This window comes from Nocardioides marmoriginsengisoli (assembly GCF_003725695.1).
Taxonomy (GTDB): domain Bacteria; phylum Actinomycetota; class Actinomycetes; order Propionibacteriales; family Nocardioidaceae; genus Marmoricola; species Marmoricola marmoriginsengisoli.
Window position 1 is genome coordinate 221,534 of sequence record NZ_RJSE01000009.1, and the last position, 17,733, is coordinate 239,266.

Consider the following 17,733-nt stretch of genomic DNA (forward strand, 5'->3'; position numbering starts at 1 on the left):
GGGGACTCCCGCTCCGAGCGCGCTCGCCCTAGCCCCCGTGCGCGACGTTGCCGAGTCTGCTGACGGCGACGGGCCGGGTCAATCCTCCGACCGGGCATTTCCCGCTGCCGTCAGCTGCCGACGTACTCCGCCAGGTGCTCGCCGGTCAGGGTCTTCTTCTTCGCGCCGACCAGGTCCGCGGGCGTGCCCTCGAAGACCACCTTGCCGCCGTCGTGGCCGGCACCCGGGCCCAGGTCGATGATCCAGTCGGCGTGCGCCATCACCGCCTGGTGGTGCTCGATCACGATCACCGACTTGCCGGCGTCGACGAGCCGGTCGAGCAGCCCGAGGAGGTTCTCGACGTCGGCGAGGTGCAGCCCGGTCGTGGGCTCGTCGAGCACGTAGACGCCGCCCTTCTCCCCCATCCGCATCGCCAGCTTGATCCGCTGCCGCTCACCGCCGGAGAGGGTGTTGAGCGGCTGCCCGAGCTTGAGGTAGCCGAGGCCGACGTCCTCCAGCCGCTGCAGGATCGACGCCGCCGCGGGAGTCGCGGCGTCGCCGGTCGCGAAGAAGGCGTGCGCCTCGGCGACCGGCAGGTCGAGCACCTCCGCGATGTTCAGCCCGCCGAAGGTGAGCTCGAGGACCGAAGGGTTGAAGCGCTTGCCCTCGCACTCGTCGCACAGCGTCGCGACCGTGTCCATGAAGCCCAGCTCGGTGTAGATCATGCCGTTGCCGTTGCAGCTCTCGCAGGCACCCTCGGAGTTGGCGCTGAACAGGGCCGGCTTCACGTTGTTGGCCTTCGCAAAGGCCTTGCGGATCGGCTCCAGCAGCCCCGTGTACGTCGCCGGGTTGCTCCGCCGCGAGCCCTTGATCGCGGCCTGGTCGATCACCACCACGTCATCGCCGGCGACCGAGCCGTGGATCAGCGAGCTCTTGCCGGAGCCGGCCACACCGGTCACCACGCACAGCACGCCGAGCGGGATGTCGACGTCCACGTCCTGGAGGTTGTGGGTGGAGGCGCCGCGCACCTCGATCGCACCGGTCGCCGTCCGGACCTCGTCCTTGAGGGACGCGCGGTAGGACAGGTGCCGGCCGGTGAGCGTGTCGGAGGCCTCCAGGCCGGCGACGTCGCCCTCGAAGCAGACCGTGCCGCCACCGGTGCCGGCACCCGGGCCGAGGTCGACGACGTGGTCGCCGATCACGATCGTCTCGGGCTTGTGCTCGACGACGAGCACGGTGTTGCCCTTGTCGCGCAGCTCCAGCAGCAGGTTGTTCATCCGCTGGATGTCGTGCGGGTGCAGGCCGATCGTGGGCTCGTCGAACACGTAGGTGACGTCGGTCAGCGCCGAGCCGAGGTGGCGGATCATCTTGGTGCGCTGCGCCTCGCCGCCCGACAGCGTGCCGGCCGGCCGGTCGAGCGAGAGGTAGCCGAGGCCGATCTCGACGAACGAGTCGAAGAGGTGCAGCAGGTTGGCCAGCAGCGGGCCGACCCCGGGGTCCTTGATGCCGCGCACCCACGCGGCCGCGTCGGTGATCTGCATCGTGCAGACCTCGTCGATGCTCTTGCCGTTGATCTTCGACGAGCGCGCCGCCTCGTTGAGACGGGTGCCGTCGCACGCCGGGCACGGCGCGAAGACCGCGGCCCGCTCGACGAACGCCTTGATGTGCGGCTGCAACGAGTCGACGTCCTTGCTGAACATCGACTTCCGGATCTTCGGGATCAGGCCTTCGTAGGTGATGTTGATCTTGTCGACCTTGATCTTGCGCGGCTCGGCGTACAGGAAGTCCTGGCGCTCGGCCTTCGTGTACTTCGCGATCGGCTTCTCCGGGGGCAGCACCGCCTTGAACGCGGCGATCATCCAGCCGTCGGCGGTGTAGCCGGGCACCAGCACCGCGCCCTCGACCAGCGACTTGGACTCGTCGAAGATCTGAGTCAGGTCGAGGTCGGAGATCGAACCGCGGCCCTCGCACTCGGAGCACATGCCGCCGAGGTAGATCGCGTTCTTGACGACCTTCTTCTCGACCTTGCCGCCGGCCTTCTCGGTCTGCATGACGCCGCCGGCCCGGCGAGTCGGCACGTTGAACGCGAACGCCGTCGGCGGGCCGATGAACGGGTCCCCGATCCGGCTGAACAACACCCGCAGCATCGCGTTGGCGTCCGTCGCGGTGCCCACGGTCGAGCGCACGTTGGCGCCCATCCGCTCCTGGTCCACGAGGATCGCGGTGGTGACGCCCTCGATGTTGTCGACCTCGGGGCGGGCCAGCGTCGGCATGAACCCCTGCACGAAGGTGCTGTAGGTCTCGTTGATCATCCGCTGCGACTCGGCCGCGATGGTCGCGAAGACCAGCGAGCTCTTGCCCGAGCCGGAGACCCCCGTGAAGACCGTCAGCCGGCGCTTCGGGATCTCGACGCTGACGTCCTTGAGGTTGTTCTCCCGTGCACCGTGCACGCGGATCATGTCGTGGCTGTCGGCGGTGTGGGCCATCCGGTCCTGTCTCCCTCTGGTCGGTGCTGCTGACGGCTGCTTACGGCTGCGTGCTCTCCCAGGAGAACCCGTCAGGGTCGCTGAAGGTTCCGGCATCTGCGGAGAGGACGATCCGGTGCGACCCGGAGCCGTCCGCCGGCACGCCGGCATCCTTGGCCAGGGCACCGTGCTTGTAGAGCGCCAGCTTGACGCTACCGGGTGCGCTGACGAACTCGACGTACTTGCCGCCGTACGCCTTGCCGACCTCGAAGCCGCGGTCGGCGTAGAACTGCTTGGTCGCCTTGACGTCCTCCACGCCGAGCAGCAGCACGACGTCGTCGTACTCCTTGGTGGCCGGGACGGTGTCCTTCTTCGAGGAGGTCGCGAGCTTCCAGATCGACCCGTCCGGTGCCTGGACGACGCCGCCGTACCCCCAGAGGCCCTTCTTCGCGGGCTTCAGGACGGTGCCGCCGGCGCCGAGCGCGGCAGCCATCAGGGCGTCCACGTTGCCGGGCTGGGAGACCACCAGCGAGATCGTGTACCCGCGGAAGCCGGCCGACGGACCCGACTCGGGGCGCGTGGTGGCGATCCGCTCGACACCGAGCGCGGTCTGGAACGCGGTCGCGGCGGCCGGGTCGGAGGCCTCGAGCGCGAGGGAGGTGATGGTCGCCATCTCAACGCACCTCGTTGATCCGCAGCAGGTTCCCCGCAGGGTCCCGTACGGCGCAGTCGCGGATGCCGTACGGCTGCTCGATCGGCTCCTGGACGATCTCCGCGTCGCCGGCGACCAGGGCCGCGAAGGTCGCGTCCAGGTCCGGGGTGGCGAGCGACAGGATCGCGTAGGTCCCCTTCGCCATCATCTCGCTGATGGTCCGGCGCTCCTCGTCGGTGACGCCGGGATCGGCCGCGGGCGGGGTGAGGACCAGGGAGACGGCCGGCTGGCTCGGGTGGCCGAGCGTGAGCCAGACCATCCCGTCGTACCCGACGTCGTTGCGGACGTCGAAGCCGAGGAGGTCGCGGTAGAACGCCAGCGAGGCGTCCTTGTCGAGGTGCGGAAGGAAGGCGTAGTGAATGCTGATGTCCATGACGCTCACGCTAGGGGCGCGGGCGACACCGGTGCTTCTTGATTCCTGATCGATGTGGTCCGGATCGGTCGGGTGACCTGCTTCGTCACGCAGGACGGCAGCTCGGCGCCGGCCCGCGCCTGGTCCCGGTAGGTGCTCGGCGGCACTCCCACCAGCTCGGTGAAGCGGGTGCTGAACGTGCCCAGCGAGGAGCAGCCCACCTCGAAGCAGACCTCGGTGACGCTCAGGTCGCCGCGGCGCAGCAACGCCATCGCGCGCTCGATCCGCCGCGTCATCAGGTAGGCGTACGGCGGCTCGCCGTACGCGAGCTTGAACTGGCGGCTCAGGTGCCCCGCCGACAGGTGCACGCCCCGGGCCAGCGCCTCGACGTCCAGCGGCTGCGCGTACTCCCGGTCCATCCGGTCGCGGACCTGCCGCAGCAGGGCGAGGTCGCGCAGGCGCTGCTCCTCCTCGGGGGTGCTGGTCACCCGAGGATCGTGCCACGCGGTGGGGACAACATCCCAGACTGCTCGGTACTGTGAGTGCTCGCGGCCCGGGAGGGCGGCGAGGGAGCAGAGGGAGCACTGATGCGACGACTCGGGCTGTTCGCGTTGACACTGGTCGTCCTGGTGGGCCTCGGCCTGCCGGCGGCGCAGGCGGTACGCACCACCGGCTACGCCGACTGGGAACCGCTGGCCGGCGCGTCGAACGACTACACGACGTCGATGGAACTGCCGGTCGCCGGGTTCCCGGCCGCCGCGGTGGCTTCGGACTCCCGGTCCGGCTCGGTCGGGGTGCAGAGCGGCAGCTCGGTCTTCTTCGGGCCCGGGACGCCGGTCGGGGCGAAGTACGGCTCCAGCCTGAACCGGCCCTACCTGAACCTGCGACCCAAGGCCGACAACGCCACTGCCCCGTCGACCACGACCTACACGTTCGCCACCCCGACACCGCCGACCGGCTGGGCGTTCGTCCTCGGCGACATCGACGCCGACGCGGTCACGATCAGCGCGAAGGACGCCTCCGGGGCCCCGGTGACCGCTGCCGAGCTCGGTTTCGCCGGCGGGTTCAACCTCTGCGACTTCGGTACGCCGCGGCCGGCCGGGTGCAGTGCGAGCGTCGGCGACGTGCCCACCTGGGACGCCGGCACCCGGACGCTGACCGGCAACCCCGGCGCGACCGACACCTTCGGCGCCACCGGCTGGTTCGAGCCGACCGTCGCGTTGTCGACGCTGACGCTCTCGTTCACCCGCCGCTCGGGCTTCCCGGTCTACCAGACCTGGTTCGCGGCAGTGGCGCGGACGATCAGCGGCACCGTCACCGACCTCGGGCTGCCGGTCCCCTGCCCGGTCACCGGCGTCACCGTCCGGCTCGTCGGCCCGAACGGCGAGGACCTCGGGACCACGACGCCGGACGCCACCGGCGCGTACTCGTTCGGTCAGCGCGCGACCCAGCCCGGGTACGTCGTCAGCATCGAGCCGCCGGCCACCTGCATCGCGCTGAGCGCACGGACCCAGACGGTGAGCACGGCGGCCGCCGACGCCACCGCGGACTTCCTGGTCCGCGCGATCATCCCGCAGCCGGTCTCCGGCAAGGTCACCGCCGGCGGCACCCCGCTGGCCGGCGTCACCGTGACGCTGCACTCGGTGGGCGGACCCAAGTCCACGACCACCGCCGCGGACGGCAGCTACCTCTTCGACAACAACCCGGCGAACGAGGACTACTTCGTCACCATCGACGTCCCGGACGGCTACACCGGGACGGACCAGCTGCCGAACTTCGACATCGTCGCGACCCCGATCACCGGCCAGGACTTCGCGCTCACCGCCGACCCGAACGTCTCCGGCAAGGTCACCGGGGGCGGGAGCGGACTGGGCGGGGTGACCGTGACGCTGACCCCGACCGCGGGACCGCCGCTCACCACGGTGACTGCCGGCGACGGCACGTACCGCTTCGACCGGGTGCCGGCGGGCACGTACGACATCACCATCGACACCCCGGCCGGCTTCACGCCGGCGGCGTCGCGGAACGACGTCACCGTGAACACCCAGGACGTCCCCGACCAGGACTTCGCGCTCGTCAGGCCCGGGGCGCTCGGCGGCACCGTGCACCTCGGTACGCCGACCGGTGAGGTCCGCGGGGGCGTCACGATCACGGTCGACGGACCGGGCGGCCCGAGGACGCTGACCACCGATGCCGACGGGAACTACTTCCTCGACGGGCTGGCGGCCGGCACGTACGAGATCCGGATCGCGGTGCCCGACGGGTTCGACGGTGTCGGCGGCGTCGTCCGGACGGTGACGATCACGGCGCAAGGTGAGATCCGCTCGGGCCAGGACTTCGTGATCGCTGCGGAGACCACGACCACTCCGACCCCGACACCCGAGCCCGAGCCCGAGCCGACCGAGCCGGGCGGGGGTGTCCTGCCCGACACCGGCTCCCCGGTCAGCCGGCCGCTGCTGCTGCTCGGCTTCGGGCTGCTCGGTGCCGGGCTCGCCGCTGTCGGGATCTCCCGGCGACGGCCGACTCGGGCCTAGCGCCCTCAGCCGTGCCCGTGCCTCGCGGCCGGGCCGACGTGGACGCTGGCCAGGAAGTCGAGCATCGCGGCCTCGTTCCAGTGGGTGTCCTGCGGGTACTGGATCCGGACGATCCCGCTCGGCTCACCGGTGCGGGTCCGGGTCGCCATGCTCGTGTAGTCGTCGCTCGTCGAGATCCAGATCCTCCGGCCGTCGTGCTCGACCGAGTGCCCGGAGAGCGGGTTCTCGTCGAAGGTGATCACCAGCTTGCCGACGAAGTCGTCCGGGTGGGTCGAGATGCTGCCGTCGTCGGGGACGATCGTGACGGCGTACGGGTTCTGCGCCTGCACCGACCAGCCCTTCGGCGTCAGGTCGAAGGTGTACGGCGCGGCGACGAAGCGCTCCGCGACCAGCTGGACCCGGTCGGAGGTGTCCGGTCGGTCGGCCAGCACGCCGACCGTGCCGAACCCGACCGCGGCGGCGAGGACGAGCCCGCCCAGGCCGGTCCGGTAGCGGCGCCGGGTCCGGGCCCTGAGCGCCTCCCGGGCACGGGCGAGGTCCTCGCCGGCAGCCGGCATCGCCCGGTCGCCGGTGGCGGCCAGGCCGAGGGCCCGCTTCAGGTCGTCGTGATCGCTCATCAGCCCAACCCCACCAACAGGTCCTGCTGGACGGTGCCGAGGACCTGGCGCAGCCGGGCCAGCGCCCGGGCGTTCTGGGACTTCACGGTGCCGACCGAGCAGCCGAGGATCCGGGCGGTCTCGGCGGTGTCCAGGTCGTGCCAGTGCCGCAGCACCACGACCGCACGCTGGCGGGGACCGAGCTCGGCCAGCGCGGCGAGCACCAGTCGCTGGAGGTCGGGATCGGGAGCCCGGGCACCCTCCTCGCGGACCAGCAGCACCGTGGGGTCGGCCAGGGTCGACTCCCGACGGCGGTGGGCGCGGCGCATCTCGTCGACGAAGGCGTTGGTCAGGCTCGCGCGGGCGTAGGCGATCGGGCTGTCGGCGCGTCGTACGCGGGCCCAGGAGAGGTACAGCCGGGTCAGCGTCGTCTGCACCAGGTCCTCGGCGGTGGCCTCGTCGCCGGCGCAGAGCAGGACGGCCGTCCGCACCAGGTCCTGGCGGCGGGTGCTGACGAACGCCACGAACTCGGCGTCCCGCTGATTTGCTCTCACCACCCTGCTGAGGCTAGTCGGACCGTGCAACCGGATCACCCGCCGTACCCGTCTGGTGCACATGAGGAGAACGCGACGGGACCCGATCGTCACCACGGTGCTCACCCTGCTGGTCGGGGCGTTGCTCGCCGGCGGCTGGTGGGCGCTGCGCAGCGACCCGGCGGCTCCGGCCCCGGCCCCGGCACAGGCACCGCCGGCCGCGCAGCGCGAGGTCACGGCGCAGCACTCGCGGCAGGCGGATCGGCCGGTACCGCGCACGTTCGACCGGTCCGCGCACTCGACCACCGACCCGTCGAGCACCTGGGTGATCGTGAACAAGTCCCACCCGATCACCCCGTCGCAGTTCCGGCCGGAGCTCTCGATCGTCCGGGGCTACCAGGTCGCGGACCCGGCCGCGGGCCCGCTGACCCGGCTGCTGGACGCCTCGGACCGGCAGGGTCTCGGCTTCAAGATCGCCAGCGCCTTCCGCTCGTACGGCTACCAGGACTCGGTGCACAAGCAGCTCGTCGCGGCCCAGGGCGAAGCCGCCGCGGACCGGATCTCGGCACGTCCCGGCCACAGCGAGCACCAGACCGGACTCGCGGTCGACATCGTCACCCCGGCCGACGGCCGCTGCGACTTCGAGCCGTGCTTCGCTGGGACGCCCGGCGGCAGGTGGCTGGCCGGCAACGCCTGGCGCTTCGGCTTCGTGATCCGCTACACCCCCGAGAACGAGGAGCGCACCGGCTACTCGGCCGAGCCCTGGCACCTCCGGTACGTCGGCCCGGCCCTGGCGCGGGAGCTGCGCGAGACCGGGGCCGGGTCGCTGGAGGAGTACTTCGGCGTCCCGGGCGGGGACTACCCGCCTGTGCCATGATGCGAGGGCCCTCCGGGGCGCGTCAGGAGCACCTTCACCTGGATTCGGTCTGTGGGGATTCGATCCGTGCCACTCCGCTTGCGGTATGCCTTCTCGGGCCATCTCTCGGGCCGTCTCTCGGGCGCCGCCCTGGTGGTCTGCTTGATCGCGGGCCTGGTGTCACTGATCCCGGACGCCTCGTACGCCGCCACCGCCCCGGCGCTGAAGGTCTCCCGGACGGTCGTCATCGCCGGTGAGACCGTGACGGTCACCGGTGCCAGCGGCACCCGGGGCCGGCGGCCCGTCCAGCTGCAGCACCGCGACCGCGGCAGCTGGGTCCGGGTGGCCAACGCCAGGACGACCCGCACGGGGCAGTTCACCTTCCGCTACCGCCCGCCGGCCGCCGCCAGGACGGGGATCGCGCTGCGAGTCGTCGCCCGGAAGGCCAAGGTGGGATCGCACCGGCTGCGGGCGGTCGTGACCCGGACCCGGACGGTCCGGACGGTGGCACCCACGGCCCGGATCGAGGCGCCGGCCTCGACCCCCGCGAAGTCCACGGTGGCGGTCGCGGGGACCTTCGGCCCGGCGCGGCCGGGCCGGCGCACGGAGCTGCAGGGGTGGGACGGCACCACCTGGAGCCGGATCGCGTCCGGCGCTCAGGACGGCGTCGGCCGATCGACGTTCAAGGTCGGCCTGGTCCAACCGGGACGACGCCAGCTGCGGGTGCGCACCCTCGCCGCGGGCGGAGCTCCGACGACAGCCTCGGCGGCGCGCGCGATCGTGGTCGTGCCGCCGCCCGGACCGACCGGTACGGCGGCGCTTGCGGCGGACGGGCAGGCGATCGTGACCTGGGACCCGTCGGACGCGGTCGACCTGGACGGCTACAACCTCTACCGGGCGGACTCGGTCGCAGGACCCTGGACGCTGGTGACCAAGACCCCGCTGGACCGCCGGCACGAGGGCACCTTCACCGTGGGCGGCCTCAGCAACGGAACGGCGTACGCGTTCGCCGTCAGCACCGTGCGCACCGGCGGCGTCGAGTCGACCCGCAGCGTGACCGGGCTGGTCACCCCGGAGGCCGAGGTCGAGGTGCCGCAGTGCGGGCCGGAGCTGCTGAAGGTCGACGGCACCCCCTGGGTCTGCACCTTCGGCGAGGACTTCGACGGGACCGACTACGACCCGACCCGCTGGTACGCGCAGCAGATCTTCGCGACCGGCTCCCCCGACACGTTCGCCTGCTACCGCGACACCCCCGAGACGGTCTCGGTCGGCGGCGGGGTGCTCTCGCTGTCGGTCGTCCGGGTCGAGCAGCCGGTGTCGTGCACGTTCGCGCAGTTCTCCGGATCGACGCACTTCATCGCCGGCAGCCTGATGACCTACCAGCGCTTCACCCAGCAGTACGGCCGGATCGAGGCCAGGATCAAGACCCGGGCCACCGAGCTCCCCGGCCTCCAGGAGGCGTTCTGGATGTGGCCGGACGACCGGGTCCCCTCTCCGGACCTGTGGCCGGTCGCCGGCGAGATGGACATCTCCGAGACGTACTCGAACCTCCCGGAGCTCTCGATCCCGTTCCTGCACTACCGCCTCGACAGCGAGGGCGGCATCCACGGCGTCAACACCGCCTACGACTGCGCGGCCGCCCGCGGCGTCTGGAACACCTACACGATGGTGTGGCGGGCCGACTGGATCGGCATCTACGTCAACGGCACCCTCTGCCTGTCGAACACCTCGGGCGACAGCGCCTTCCAGAAGCCGTACATGTTCCTGTTCACCGCCGCGCTCGGCGCCGGGACCAACGCGTACGACGGGCGCGCCCCGTTGCCGGCCACGATGCAGGTCGACTACCTCCGGGTATGGAAGTAGCCGACCCGCATCCGGTGACTCAGCGCACCCGCACCGTGACCTTGGTGCCGGACGCCGCCACCGCGCTACTGCCGAGGTAGCGGACCTTGTAGACCTGCTTGCCGCGCGGCTGCTGGCGCAGCGTGAAGACGACCTTGCCGTTGCGCAGCTGGCCGCGGGCGACGACCCGGGTGCCGCGGGTGAGCGTGACCGGGCCGGTCGCGGTCGCCCCGACCGCCTTGACCTGGACCGTCACCGAGACGCGACGCCCGCTCATGGCCTTGCCGGTGGCCTTGGCGATCGAGGTCGTCCGCGCGACCGCGGCCGTCGGGTCCGAGGTCTGGCTGGCCGGGAGGTAGCCGGACGCCGTCGCCCGCACCCGCACCGAGAGACGGGCCGCCGCGTCCGCGGCACCGACCAGGTAGGTCGACCGGACCGCGCCCGGGATCTCGGTGCCGTTGCGCAGCCACTGGTAGCCGACCGTCGCGATCGGGCTGAACACCGGCACCACGGCCACCAGGGTCCGGCCGACCTGCGCCGTGCCGTGGATCCCGGTCGTGCCGAGGAGAGCCAGCTCACCGGGGCTGACCGGTGCCGCGAGAGTCCCGGTCTCGAAGACCCAGGGCTGGTAGCCGGCCGACGCGGTCGTCGCGGTGATCCGGACGCCGACCACCCGGTTCACGTCGGCCGGGGTCAGCAGGTGGCTGGTTCCGGTGGCCCCGTCGATCGGGACTCCGTTGCGCAGCCACTGGTAGCTCACCCCGGAGGCGGCCGGCGTGAACGTGGTCGGCGCGCTGACGGTCAGCGTCTGCCCCACCCGGCGGATGCCGGTGAGCTGCGGGTCCTGGCCCTGGTGGACCATCACCGGCGCGGCGACGTTCCACTTCATGCTGGTGAACGTGGTCTCGGCGTACCCGTTCTTGTGCGGTCGAGCGGTGAACGAGAGCTGGTGGCCGGCGTCCGCCGCGACCGGGAGGTACGTCGTCCCGGTGGCTCCGGGGATCTGGGCGTCGTCGCGGTACCACTGGTACGACACCGAGTCCGGCAGCGGGCTGAAGTCCGCCGGGAAGATCGTCGCCGGTACGTCGACCCGGACCGGGATCGCGTTCAGGCGCAGCACGCCGTGCAGCGTCCAGGGCAGTGCGTCGACGTTCCAGGAGACCGTGCGCTGACTCGTCCGGCCGACGCCGTCCCGGGCGGTGATCACCAGCTCGTGAGCACCGTCGGTGGAGAGCGGAGAGCCGGCGGCCACCCGGGCGTCGCAGGCCACCACGCCCGAGTCGGCGTCCGAGCAGGTGTAGTCGGCGGTGACCGTGGTGCCGGGAGCCACGTTGCTGTCGTCGAGGTTGGTCAGCTCCGGGCCGAGCACGATCGACGGCGCGACCGTGTCGACGCCGAGCTCGCGGTCGGCGCTGCTCTCGTTGCCCTCGCGGTCGCTCGCGGCGACACTGAGGGTGGTCCGGCCGGAACCGGTGATCGCGATGTCCGTGGCCGTGGTCCCGTTGATGATCCCGGAGCCCTCGGTGGCGCCGGCGAGCCACCACTCGGCCGACATCACGCCGGAGCCACCGGTGTCGGTCACCCGCACCGTCGCGCTGAAGGGTGCCGCCGACCAGCCGTTCACCACCCCGGGCGGGGTGCTGACGGCGATCTGGGGCGGCTCGAAGTCGTCGCCGCTATCGGCGAAGGCGGGCACGGGGGCCAGGAGCAGGGCAGCGGACGTCAGGACGACGCCGAGGCGGCGGGACATGTGTTTCTCCTCTGGACACGACCCGGAGGTCGGGGCCGGCTCCGTGCCGGCACTCCGAGCCTCGCGGGACGTGCTCCCAGGACGGCAGGGCCCGGCGACCCGACCTCACCGGGAGACGTCACCCGGGTACGCCGGGAAGCAGCTACAGGTGGCCGAGCCCGGCCTCGCGGGCGAGCACGATCGCCTCCGAGCGCCCCTGGACGTGCAGCTTGGCGAAGATCGTGGAGATGTTGTTGCTGACCGTCTTCGGGGAGAGGTACAGCGCGGTGGCGATCTGCGGGTTGGACCGGCCGGCAGCGATGTGGTCGAGGATCTCCCGCTCGCGCGGGGTCAGGTCCGGGAACGGCAGGTCCGAGGCAGCCGAGCGCACCGAGTCGAAGTAGCTGCGCACCCGGCCCGCGATGCCGCCGCCGAAGATCGCGTCACCGTCGGCGACCGCCCGGATCGCCCGGGAGATGTCCGCCTGGTCCGCCCCCTTGAGGACGTAGCCGCGGGCACCGGCGCTGAGGCCGTGCACCACGGTGGCGTCGTCCTCGGACATGGTCAGCAGCAGCACGCCGATCTCCGGGTGCGACTCCCGGAGCCGGTCGGTCGCCTCGATCCCGTCCATGCCGGGCATCGACACATCCATCACGACCACGTCCGGGCGCTCGGCGTCGACGACGGCCAGTGCCTCGGCGCCGTCGCCGGCCACCCCGACGACCTCGAAGTCGCCGATCGAGCCGAGCAGCACCCCGAGACCGTCCCGGTAGACCGGGTGGTCGTCGACGAGCACGATCCGAACGGTTCGCGGTCCGGTGGTCTCGGTCATCAGGTCACTCCGTCTTCGGCGTCGTCGGGGCAGGGCAGCACGGCCAGCACCGTAGTACCGGCGGCGGAGGACTCGACGTGCAGCCGGCCGCCGAGCTCCGCGGCGCGTTCGCGCATCGACTCCAGCCCGACGCCGTCGGTCGCGTCGTCGGCGATCCCGGTGCCGTCGTCGGTGATCCGGGCCCGGACCTGGCCCTCGCCGCGGTGGATCTCGACCTGAGCCCGGACCGACTGCCCGTGCCGGCGGGCGTTGGTCAGTGCCTCCCCGACGATCCGGTGCAGCGCGACCTCGTGGGCCGGGGTCAGCCCGGGGGCGTCAACCGTCACCGCGACGTCGCCGAAGCCGGTGGCGAGGTGCTCGATCGCACGCGCGAAGCCGAGGTCGTCGATCGCGGCCGGGCCGAGTCCGTGCGCCACCCGGCGGATCTCCTCGACCGCCTCGCTGACCCCGCGGGCAGCCTGCTCGAGCAGCTCCTCGGCCCGGTCCGGTGCGGTCGGGGCCAGGTTCCTGGCAGCCTCGATCCGGAGCTTGACCGAGGCCAGCGACGGACCGAGCCCGTCGTGCAGGTCGTGCCGCAGCCGGCGTCGCTCGGCCTCCCGCGAGCTGACCAGCTGCTGCCGGATCCGGCGCAGCTCGGCCTCGGCGGAGGTCGCCCAGACCGCGGTGACCGCCTGCCGCACCAGGTCGGAGAGGAGCTGCTCGTCGCGCAGGCTCAGCGCGACCCGGCTCGGCGCCAGCTGCAGCGTGCCGATCCGCTCCTCCTGGTGGAGGACGTCGATCGAGACCGCGGTGGCGGTCGGCGAGCCGCTGGCCACGGCCAGCCTCCCGCCGTGCGGGGTGGCCACCTCGACCTGCACGTACGACGTCGCGAAGGTACGGCTGACCACCCGGACCAGGTGGTCGAGCTGGTCCTCGGGCCGGAGGCTCTCGGCGAGCCGGGACGAGAGCGCCGAGACCGCGCCGTACGGGTCGCCGCGCCGGCCCGCGACCAGCCGCTGGGCGGTGTCGAGCAACCGTTCCCGCAGGGGTGCGTAGGCGAGCAGCACCACGATCGCCGAGAGCAGGGCGACGTCCCGGTCGTCGGTGCGGCTGCCGAGCAGCGCCACCAGCAGGACGTCGACGGAGACCACTGCGGCCACCAGGACGCCGTACACGACGGTCCAGCTGAGCACCCGGTCCAGGCCGTAGAGACCGTGCCGGGTGACGGCCACCAGCACGGCGACGCAGAGCAGCGCGATGCAGCCGATCAGCACGACCGTGGCCACCAGGTAGGGCAGCAGGACCGCGGCCAGGCAGACGCCCACCGTCGCGAACGCACCACCCCAGGCGAGCCAGCGCAGCTGCAGGCGTTCCTGCGGGCTGCCGTGCCGCCAGCGCCACAACGGCACCAGCGGGGCGAGCAGCAGGCTGGTCACCAGCGAGACCGGGATCATCTCGGGCGGGAAGTACCACCAGTCCGCGGGCAGCGGCAGCGCCCAGGTGTCGCCGTACCGCTCGACGACGACGGAGGACGGCGTCACCACGTTCTCGCCGAGCACCTCCCACGGCACCAGCAGGCTCGCCACCGCCATCGCGATCGGCAGGGCGAGGGCGACCACCGCTACCAGCCGCAACCAGCGCGCCCGGGGCAGCCGGCCGTCCGGGAAGAGCACCAGCAGGGCCGGGATGATGACGAAGACCGAGACCGAAAGCCGCTGGTTGAGCACCACCCCGAGGCCCTCGAACGGGAGCGGGTCGACCTGCGCCGCCGAGCGGTTCACCCAGGCCGCGCCCACGCCGCAGATGCTGGCCCAGAGGCCGAAGCCGGACATCAGCACCGCGATCGGATGCCCGCCGAGCTGCCAGAGCAGCGCCGCTCCGGTCAGCGCCAGCAGCGTTCCGGGGACGGCGCTGGTCCAGGCCCGGGCGACCAGCTCCTCGGACTCGCCGAGATCCAGCCAGAGCCCGGCCGCGAGCAGCAGCACCGCGAGACCCACGACGCAGAGCGCGACCACGCGCCGGGCCGGGATCGAGTGCATCCGCACATCGTGCCAGCGGGAGTTCCCGGTCGGGACGGGATTGCGCCCCCGGTTCCGGCCGGGAATCCGGTCGCCAGGATCGGGGCCGACCGCCCTGCTCTCCCGGGGTTCCGGCGGCCGACCTTGAAGGTGGCCGGCGAACGTCGGCCGCTACCGAGAGGAACCGACATGAGCAGCACCACCGCGGCCGCCGGCCGCACCCCGAACGTCCACCGCAGCACCGGGTGGCGTCCTGCCTTCGCGGCCGCGGCCCTCGCCGCCGCGCACCTGAGCATCACGCTGCGCTACGCCACCGACTGGCAGGGCGACGAGACCCGCAGCGACCTGTCGATCGCCTTCCTCTGCGCGATCCTCGGACTCGGGGTCGCCCTGGCCGCGATCGCCCGGACCGGGGGCTGGTCCGGCTGGGCCGGCCGTGTCGCCGGTACGACGACCCTGCTGGCGATCCTGGCCGCGGCCGCCGGCGCCGTCGCGGTCTGGGCCGAGCCGGCATCGGAGGGCGCGGACTCGTTCTCGGACTACACGATGTGGACGCTGATGGGAGCGCTGACGCTGGCCGTCGTGGTCGCCGGGTGCAACCGGGCCTGGCCGATCCGCTACCGGCTGGCGGTGCTGCCGCTGGCGCTGCTCTGCCCGGTCGCGCTCTCCAGCTTCGTCTTCACCTTCGAGTGGACCTGGTGGGCGTGGAACTTCCTGGCGGCCGGCTCGATCGCTCTCGCCGGGATCGTCCTGGGTCGTCGCAGCTGAGTCGCACCCTGCCGGGACCGGCTCGGACACGCTAGGTTGCCTTGCGAGGGTCCGAGTCCGGTCACGGAGGGAGAGTCGTCGTGGACAACGTCGTCGTGGTTCTCGAGCTGCTGGTCGTGCTCGGTGCGATCGTGATGGGCACCCGGTCCAGCGGAGTCGCGCTGGGACTCTGGGGCGGTGCCGGGGTGGCAGTCCTGGTGCTGGTCTTCGGCGAGGACGTCGGCAGCCCGCCCGTCGACGCGCTGCTGATCGTGCTGTCGGTGGTGCTCGCGTCCTCGATGATGCAGCTGGCCGGCGGTATCGACTGGCTGGTCACGGTGGCGGCCAAGATCATCGAGGCGCGGCCGAAGCAGATCACCCTGATCGCGCCGCTGGTCGCGTTCCTGTTCTCGGTCGGCGCCGGTACGTCGAACATCCTGTACCCGCTGCTGCCGGTGATCAGTGACCTGTCCTACCGCAACGGCATCCGGCCGTCGCGCCCGCTGTCGTTGTCGGTGGTCGCGACCGGCGTCGCGCTGGCGTGCAGCCCGGTGTCGGCGGCGATGGCCGCGATGATCACCCTGACCGAGGTCGGTCCCTACAACTTCGAGATGTTCGACGTCATCAAGATCACCCTGCCGGCGGCGATCATCGGCATCGTCCTCAGCTCGCTCGTCGTGAACAAGCTCGGCGCGGACATCGAGGAGGACCAGGAGATCCAGGAGCTGATCCGGTCCGGCAAGCTCCCCGCCCCCGGTGCCTCCACCGCCAAGGAGCTCGAGGTCAAGGCGACCACCGAGGGTCGCAACGCCGCGATCATCTTCCTGCTCGGCGTCCTGGCGATCGTCGTCTTCGGACTGTTCAAGGGCCTGCGCCCGGAGAACGCCGCCGGTGATCCGCTGAGCATGACGCCGATCATCGAGATGATCATGTTCGTCGCCGGCACTCTGATCCTGATGGTCTCCAAGGTCAAGGTCGCGGCGATCCCGGACCAGACGGTCTTCCGGGCCGGCATGGTCTCGGCGATCGCGCTGTTCGGCCTGGCTTGGATGACCGACACCTTCATCTCGGCGCACACCAGCGAGATCGTCGACGGGATCGGCGACCTGGTGGAGAACGCGCCGTGGATCTTCGCCCTGGGCGTCTTCATCGTCTGCGTGCTGACGACCAGCCAGTCGACGGCCACCCGGACGATCGTGCCGATCGGGCTCGCTGCCGGGATCGCACCCGGGCTGCTGTCGGGGATGTGGGCCGGCGCGTTCGCCGGCATCTACCTGCTGCCGACCAACGGCTCCCAGATCGCGGCAGCCAACTTCGACGAGACCGGCAGCACCAAGCTCGGCACCAAGCTGGTCGACCACTCGTTCGCGATCCCGACCATCGTCCTCGCCGTCACGACCATCGCGGCGGGTGCGCTGCTCGGCGTGGTGCTGGGCTAGGGCATCTGCTCGCGGTACGCAGCCCAGGAGGCCGCGCACCGGCGGGCGATCAGGTCGACGTGCTCGGGGTCGGGCTCCGGCCAGTCCTGACCGGGTGCGCTGATGTGCGCGGCATTCGCCGCCCCGAGGAGGAGCTCGCGCAGGAACTCCGCCTGGACGGCGTCCAGGCTGACTCCGGCCGCCTGCGCCTCGGTCGCCACCTCCCGGAACCGGGCACCGGCGCTGATGATCTCCTGGCTGCCCAGGTAGGGCTGGTTCATCAGGACGTCGTCGGCGGAGGAGACCTCGAAGCCCGTGCGGTGCGCCTCCGCGAGCATCCGCAGCCGGGCCGGATCCATCGTCACGATCGGGTCGTCCGTCCGGGGACCTCCGTTCGCGTCGCCTCGGTTGGAGAGGGAGACGACCGCCGGGAGCCGGTCCTTCGGGTCGCGCTCGACGTCGACCGCGCCGTCCCGGGTCGTCGTACGGTTCATGGTGTCGTGGAACGAGAGCGTCGTGAGACGTCCCGGCCCCTCCCCCGACAGGGCACGGGAGAGCATCTGCTCCAGCAGGTCCTCCCGGGTCGCCTGGTAGACGTCGACGCCCCGCGAGCCGGCCTCGACGAACGCCGCGACCAGCTCCTCGACCCCGTCATCGTCGTCGGGGACGACCAGCATCGGGAAGAACGAGAACGTCACCGGCCGGATCGCGTCGACGCCGGTCAGGTCGACCCGCTGGAAGGCGCCGGCGTCCCGCACCCGCTTCAGCGCCTCGGCGAGGTTGGCCGCCAGGTCGTCGGGGCGAGCCCGGTTGGGGTCGCGCACCAGCCGGGGGTGCGGGTTCTCCACGTAGATCACGCTCGGGTCGAGCTCCGCCCAGCGGCGCACGATCGGTGCCGTCGAGCAGTCGGTGTAGTCGAACTGCAGCCGGCGGGTGAACTCCGGGACCAGGAACGGCCGCAGCTCGCCGGGGATCGCGGCGCCGGAGTGCGGGCAGCTGATCAGCAGGTCCGCGGTCGCCAGCGCGTCCTCGAGCGACCGGGTGCCGGAGTCCGCGTAGAACACGATCTCCTCGGCCGTGAAGGTCCGGCGGTCGTCCAGGAACAGGGGCTCGGTGTCGGGCACGTTCCCCAGGCTAGTGC

Annotated in this window: 15 protein-coding genes; 5 read left to right on the forward strand and 10 right to left on the reverse strand. The window is 71.8% G+C overall.

Translation table 11 applies throughout. The features are described 5' to 3' along the window. Window positions 1-110 precede the first annotated feature (110 nt). The 4 genes from EFK50_RS19730 to EFK50_RS19745 are packed head-to-tail and all read right to left on the reverse strand — an operon-like array spanning window position 111 to window position 3,996. On the reverse strand, window positions 111-2,465 hold the full coding sequence (locus EFK50_RS19730) for an ATP-binding cassette domain-containing protein (RefSeq protein WP_123229301.1): 2,355 nt from the start codon (window positions 2,463-2,465) through the stop codon (window positions 111-113). A gap of 40 nt (window positions 2,466-2,505) precedes the next feature. Next, a complete protein-coding gene (locus tag EFK50_RS19735; RefSeq protein ID WP_123229302.1) occupies window positions 2,506-3,117 on the reverse strand; it encodes a VOC family protein in 612 nt (203 codons plus the stop codon). Window position 3,118: 1 nt separating this feature from the next. Then, on the reverse strand, window positions 3,119-3,529 hold the full coding sequence (locus EFK50_RS19740) for a VOC family protein (protein ID WP_123229599.1): 411 nt from the start codon (window positions 3,527-3,529) through the stop codon (window positions 3,119-3,121). 5 nt (window positions 3,530-3,534) lie between these two features. Beyond that, window positions 3,535-3,996: a helix-turn-helix transcriptional regulator gene (locus tag EFK50_RS19745; protein ID WP_123229303.1), complete on the reverse strand. Its 462-nt coding sequence runs from the start codon at window positions 3,994-3,996 to the stop codon at window positions 3,535-3,537. Window positions 3,997-4,095: 99 nt separating this feature from the next. Between EFK50_RS19745 and EFK50_RS19750 the strand changes: the two genes are divergently transcribed. After that, the gene (locus EFK50_RS19750) at window positions 4,096-6,042 is read left to right on the forward strand and encodes an MSCRAMM family protein (protein ID WP_123229304.1); all 1,947 of its coding nucleotides are present in this window, start codon (window positions 4,096-4,098) and stop codon (window positions 6,040-6,042) included. Window positions 6,043-6,047: 5 nt separating this feature from the next. Here EFK50_RS19750 and EFK50_RS19755 read toward each other — a convergent pair whose 3' ends face one another. Next, window positions 6,048-6,659 carry a hypothetical protein gene (locus EFK50_RS19755; protein WP_123229305.1) on the reverse strand — a complete coding sequence of 204 codons (612 nt, stop codon included), beginning with the start codon at window positions 6,657-6,659 and terminating at the stop codon, window positions 6,048-6,050. Beyond that, complete coding sequence (locus tag EFK50_RS19760; protein ID WP_342772490.1) at window positions 6,659-7,195, reverse strand: SigE family RNA polymerase sigma factor; 537 nt, start codon at window positions 7,193-7,195, stop codon at window positions 6,659-6,661. Before EFK50_RS19760 ends, EFK50_RS19755 begins: the two co-directional genes overlap by 1 nt. A 58-nt stretch (window positions 7,196-7,253) precedes the next feature. Between EFK50_RS19760 and EFK50_RS19765 the strand changes: the two genes are divergently transcribed. After that, the gene (locus EFK50_RS19765; protein WP_123229307.1) at window positions 7,254-8,048 is read left to right on the forward strand and encodes a M15 family metallopeptidase; all 795 of its coding nucleotides are present in this window, start codon (window positions 7,254-7,256) and stop codon (window positions 8,046-8,048) included. Between the two features lie 66 nt (window positions 8,049-8,114). Then, window positions 8,115-9,890, forward strand: a complete 1,776-nt coding sequence (locus EFK50_RS19770) for a glycoside hydrolase family 16 protein (RefSeq protein WP_148046240.1) — start codon at window positions 8,115-8,117, stop codon at window positions 9,888-9,890. A 19-nt stretch (window positions 9,891-9,909) separates the two neighbouring features. Here EFK50_RS19770 and EFK50_RS19775 read toward each other — a convergent pair whose 3' ends face one another. The 3 genes from EFK50_RS19775 to EFK50_RS19785 form a co-directional block, all read right to left on the reverse strand. Continuing rightward, entirely contained in the window at window positions 9,910-11,619 is a 1,710-nt protein-coding gene (locus EFK50_RS19775) for an Ig-like domain repeat protein (protein WP_123229309.1), read from the reverse strand. A gap of 142 nt (window positions 11,620-11,761) precedes the next feature. Next, window positions 11,762-12,430, reverse strand: a complete 669-nt coding sequence (locus tag EFK50_RS19780) for a response regulator transcription factor (RefSeq protein WP_123229310.1) — start codon at window positions 12,428-12,430, stop codon at window positions 11,762-11,764. Then, window positions 12,430-14,448: a sensor histidine kinase gene (locus tag EFK50_RS19785; RefSeq protein WP_123229311.1), complete on the reverse strand. Its 2,019-nt coding sequence runs from the start codon at window positions 14,446-14,448 to the stop codon at window positions 12,430-12,432. Before EFK50_RS19785 ends, EFK50_RS19780 begins: the two co-directional genes overlap by 1 nt. Window positions 14,449-14,616: 168 nt before the next feature. On the opposite strand from EFK50_RS19785, the gene EFK50_RS19790 reads away from it, so the two are divergent. Both EFK50_RS19790 and EFK50_RS19795 read left to right on the forward strand, forming a co-directional pair. Next, the gene (locus EFK50_RS19790) at window positions 14,617-15,195 is read left to right on the forward strand and encodes a hypothetical protein (RefSeq protein ID WP_123229312.1); all 579 of its coding nucleotides are present in this window, start codon (window positions 14,617-14,619) and stop codon (window positions 15,193-15,195) included. A gap of 80 nt (window positions 15,196-15,275) precedes the next feature. Continuing rightward, window positions 15,276-16,613, forward strand: coding sequence for an anaerobic C4-dicarboxylate transporter (locus EFK50_RS19795; RefSeq protein WP_123229313.1), 1,338 nt, complete (start codon window positions 15,276-15,278; stop codon window positions 16,611-16,613). On the opposite strand, the gene EFK50_RS19800 is transcribed toward EFK50_RS19795, so the two are convergent. Next, window positions 16,610-17,716: an N-formylglutamate amidohydrolase gene (locus EFK50_RS19800; protein ID WP_123229314.1), complete on the reverse strand. Its 1,107-nt coding sequence runs from the start codon at window positions 17,714-17,716 to the stop codon at window positions 16,610-16,612. The genes EFK50_RS19795 and EFK50_RS19800 overlap by 4 nt on opposite strands. Between the last annotated feature and the right edge of the window lie 17 nt (window positions 17,717-17,733).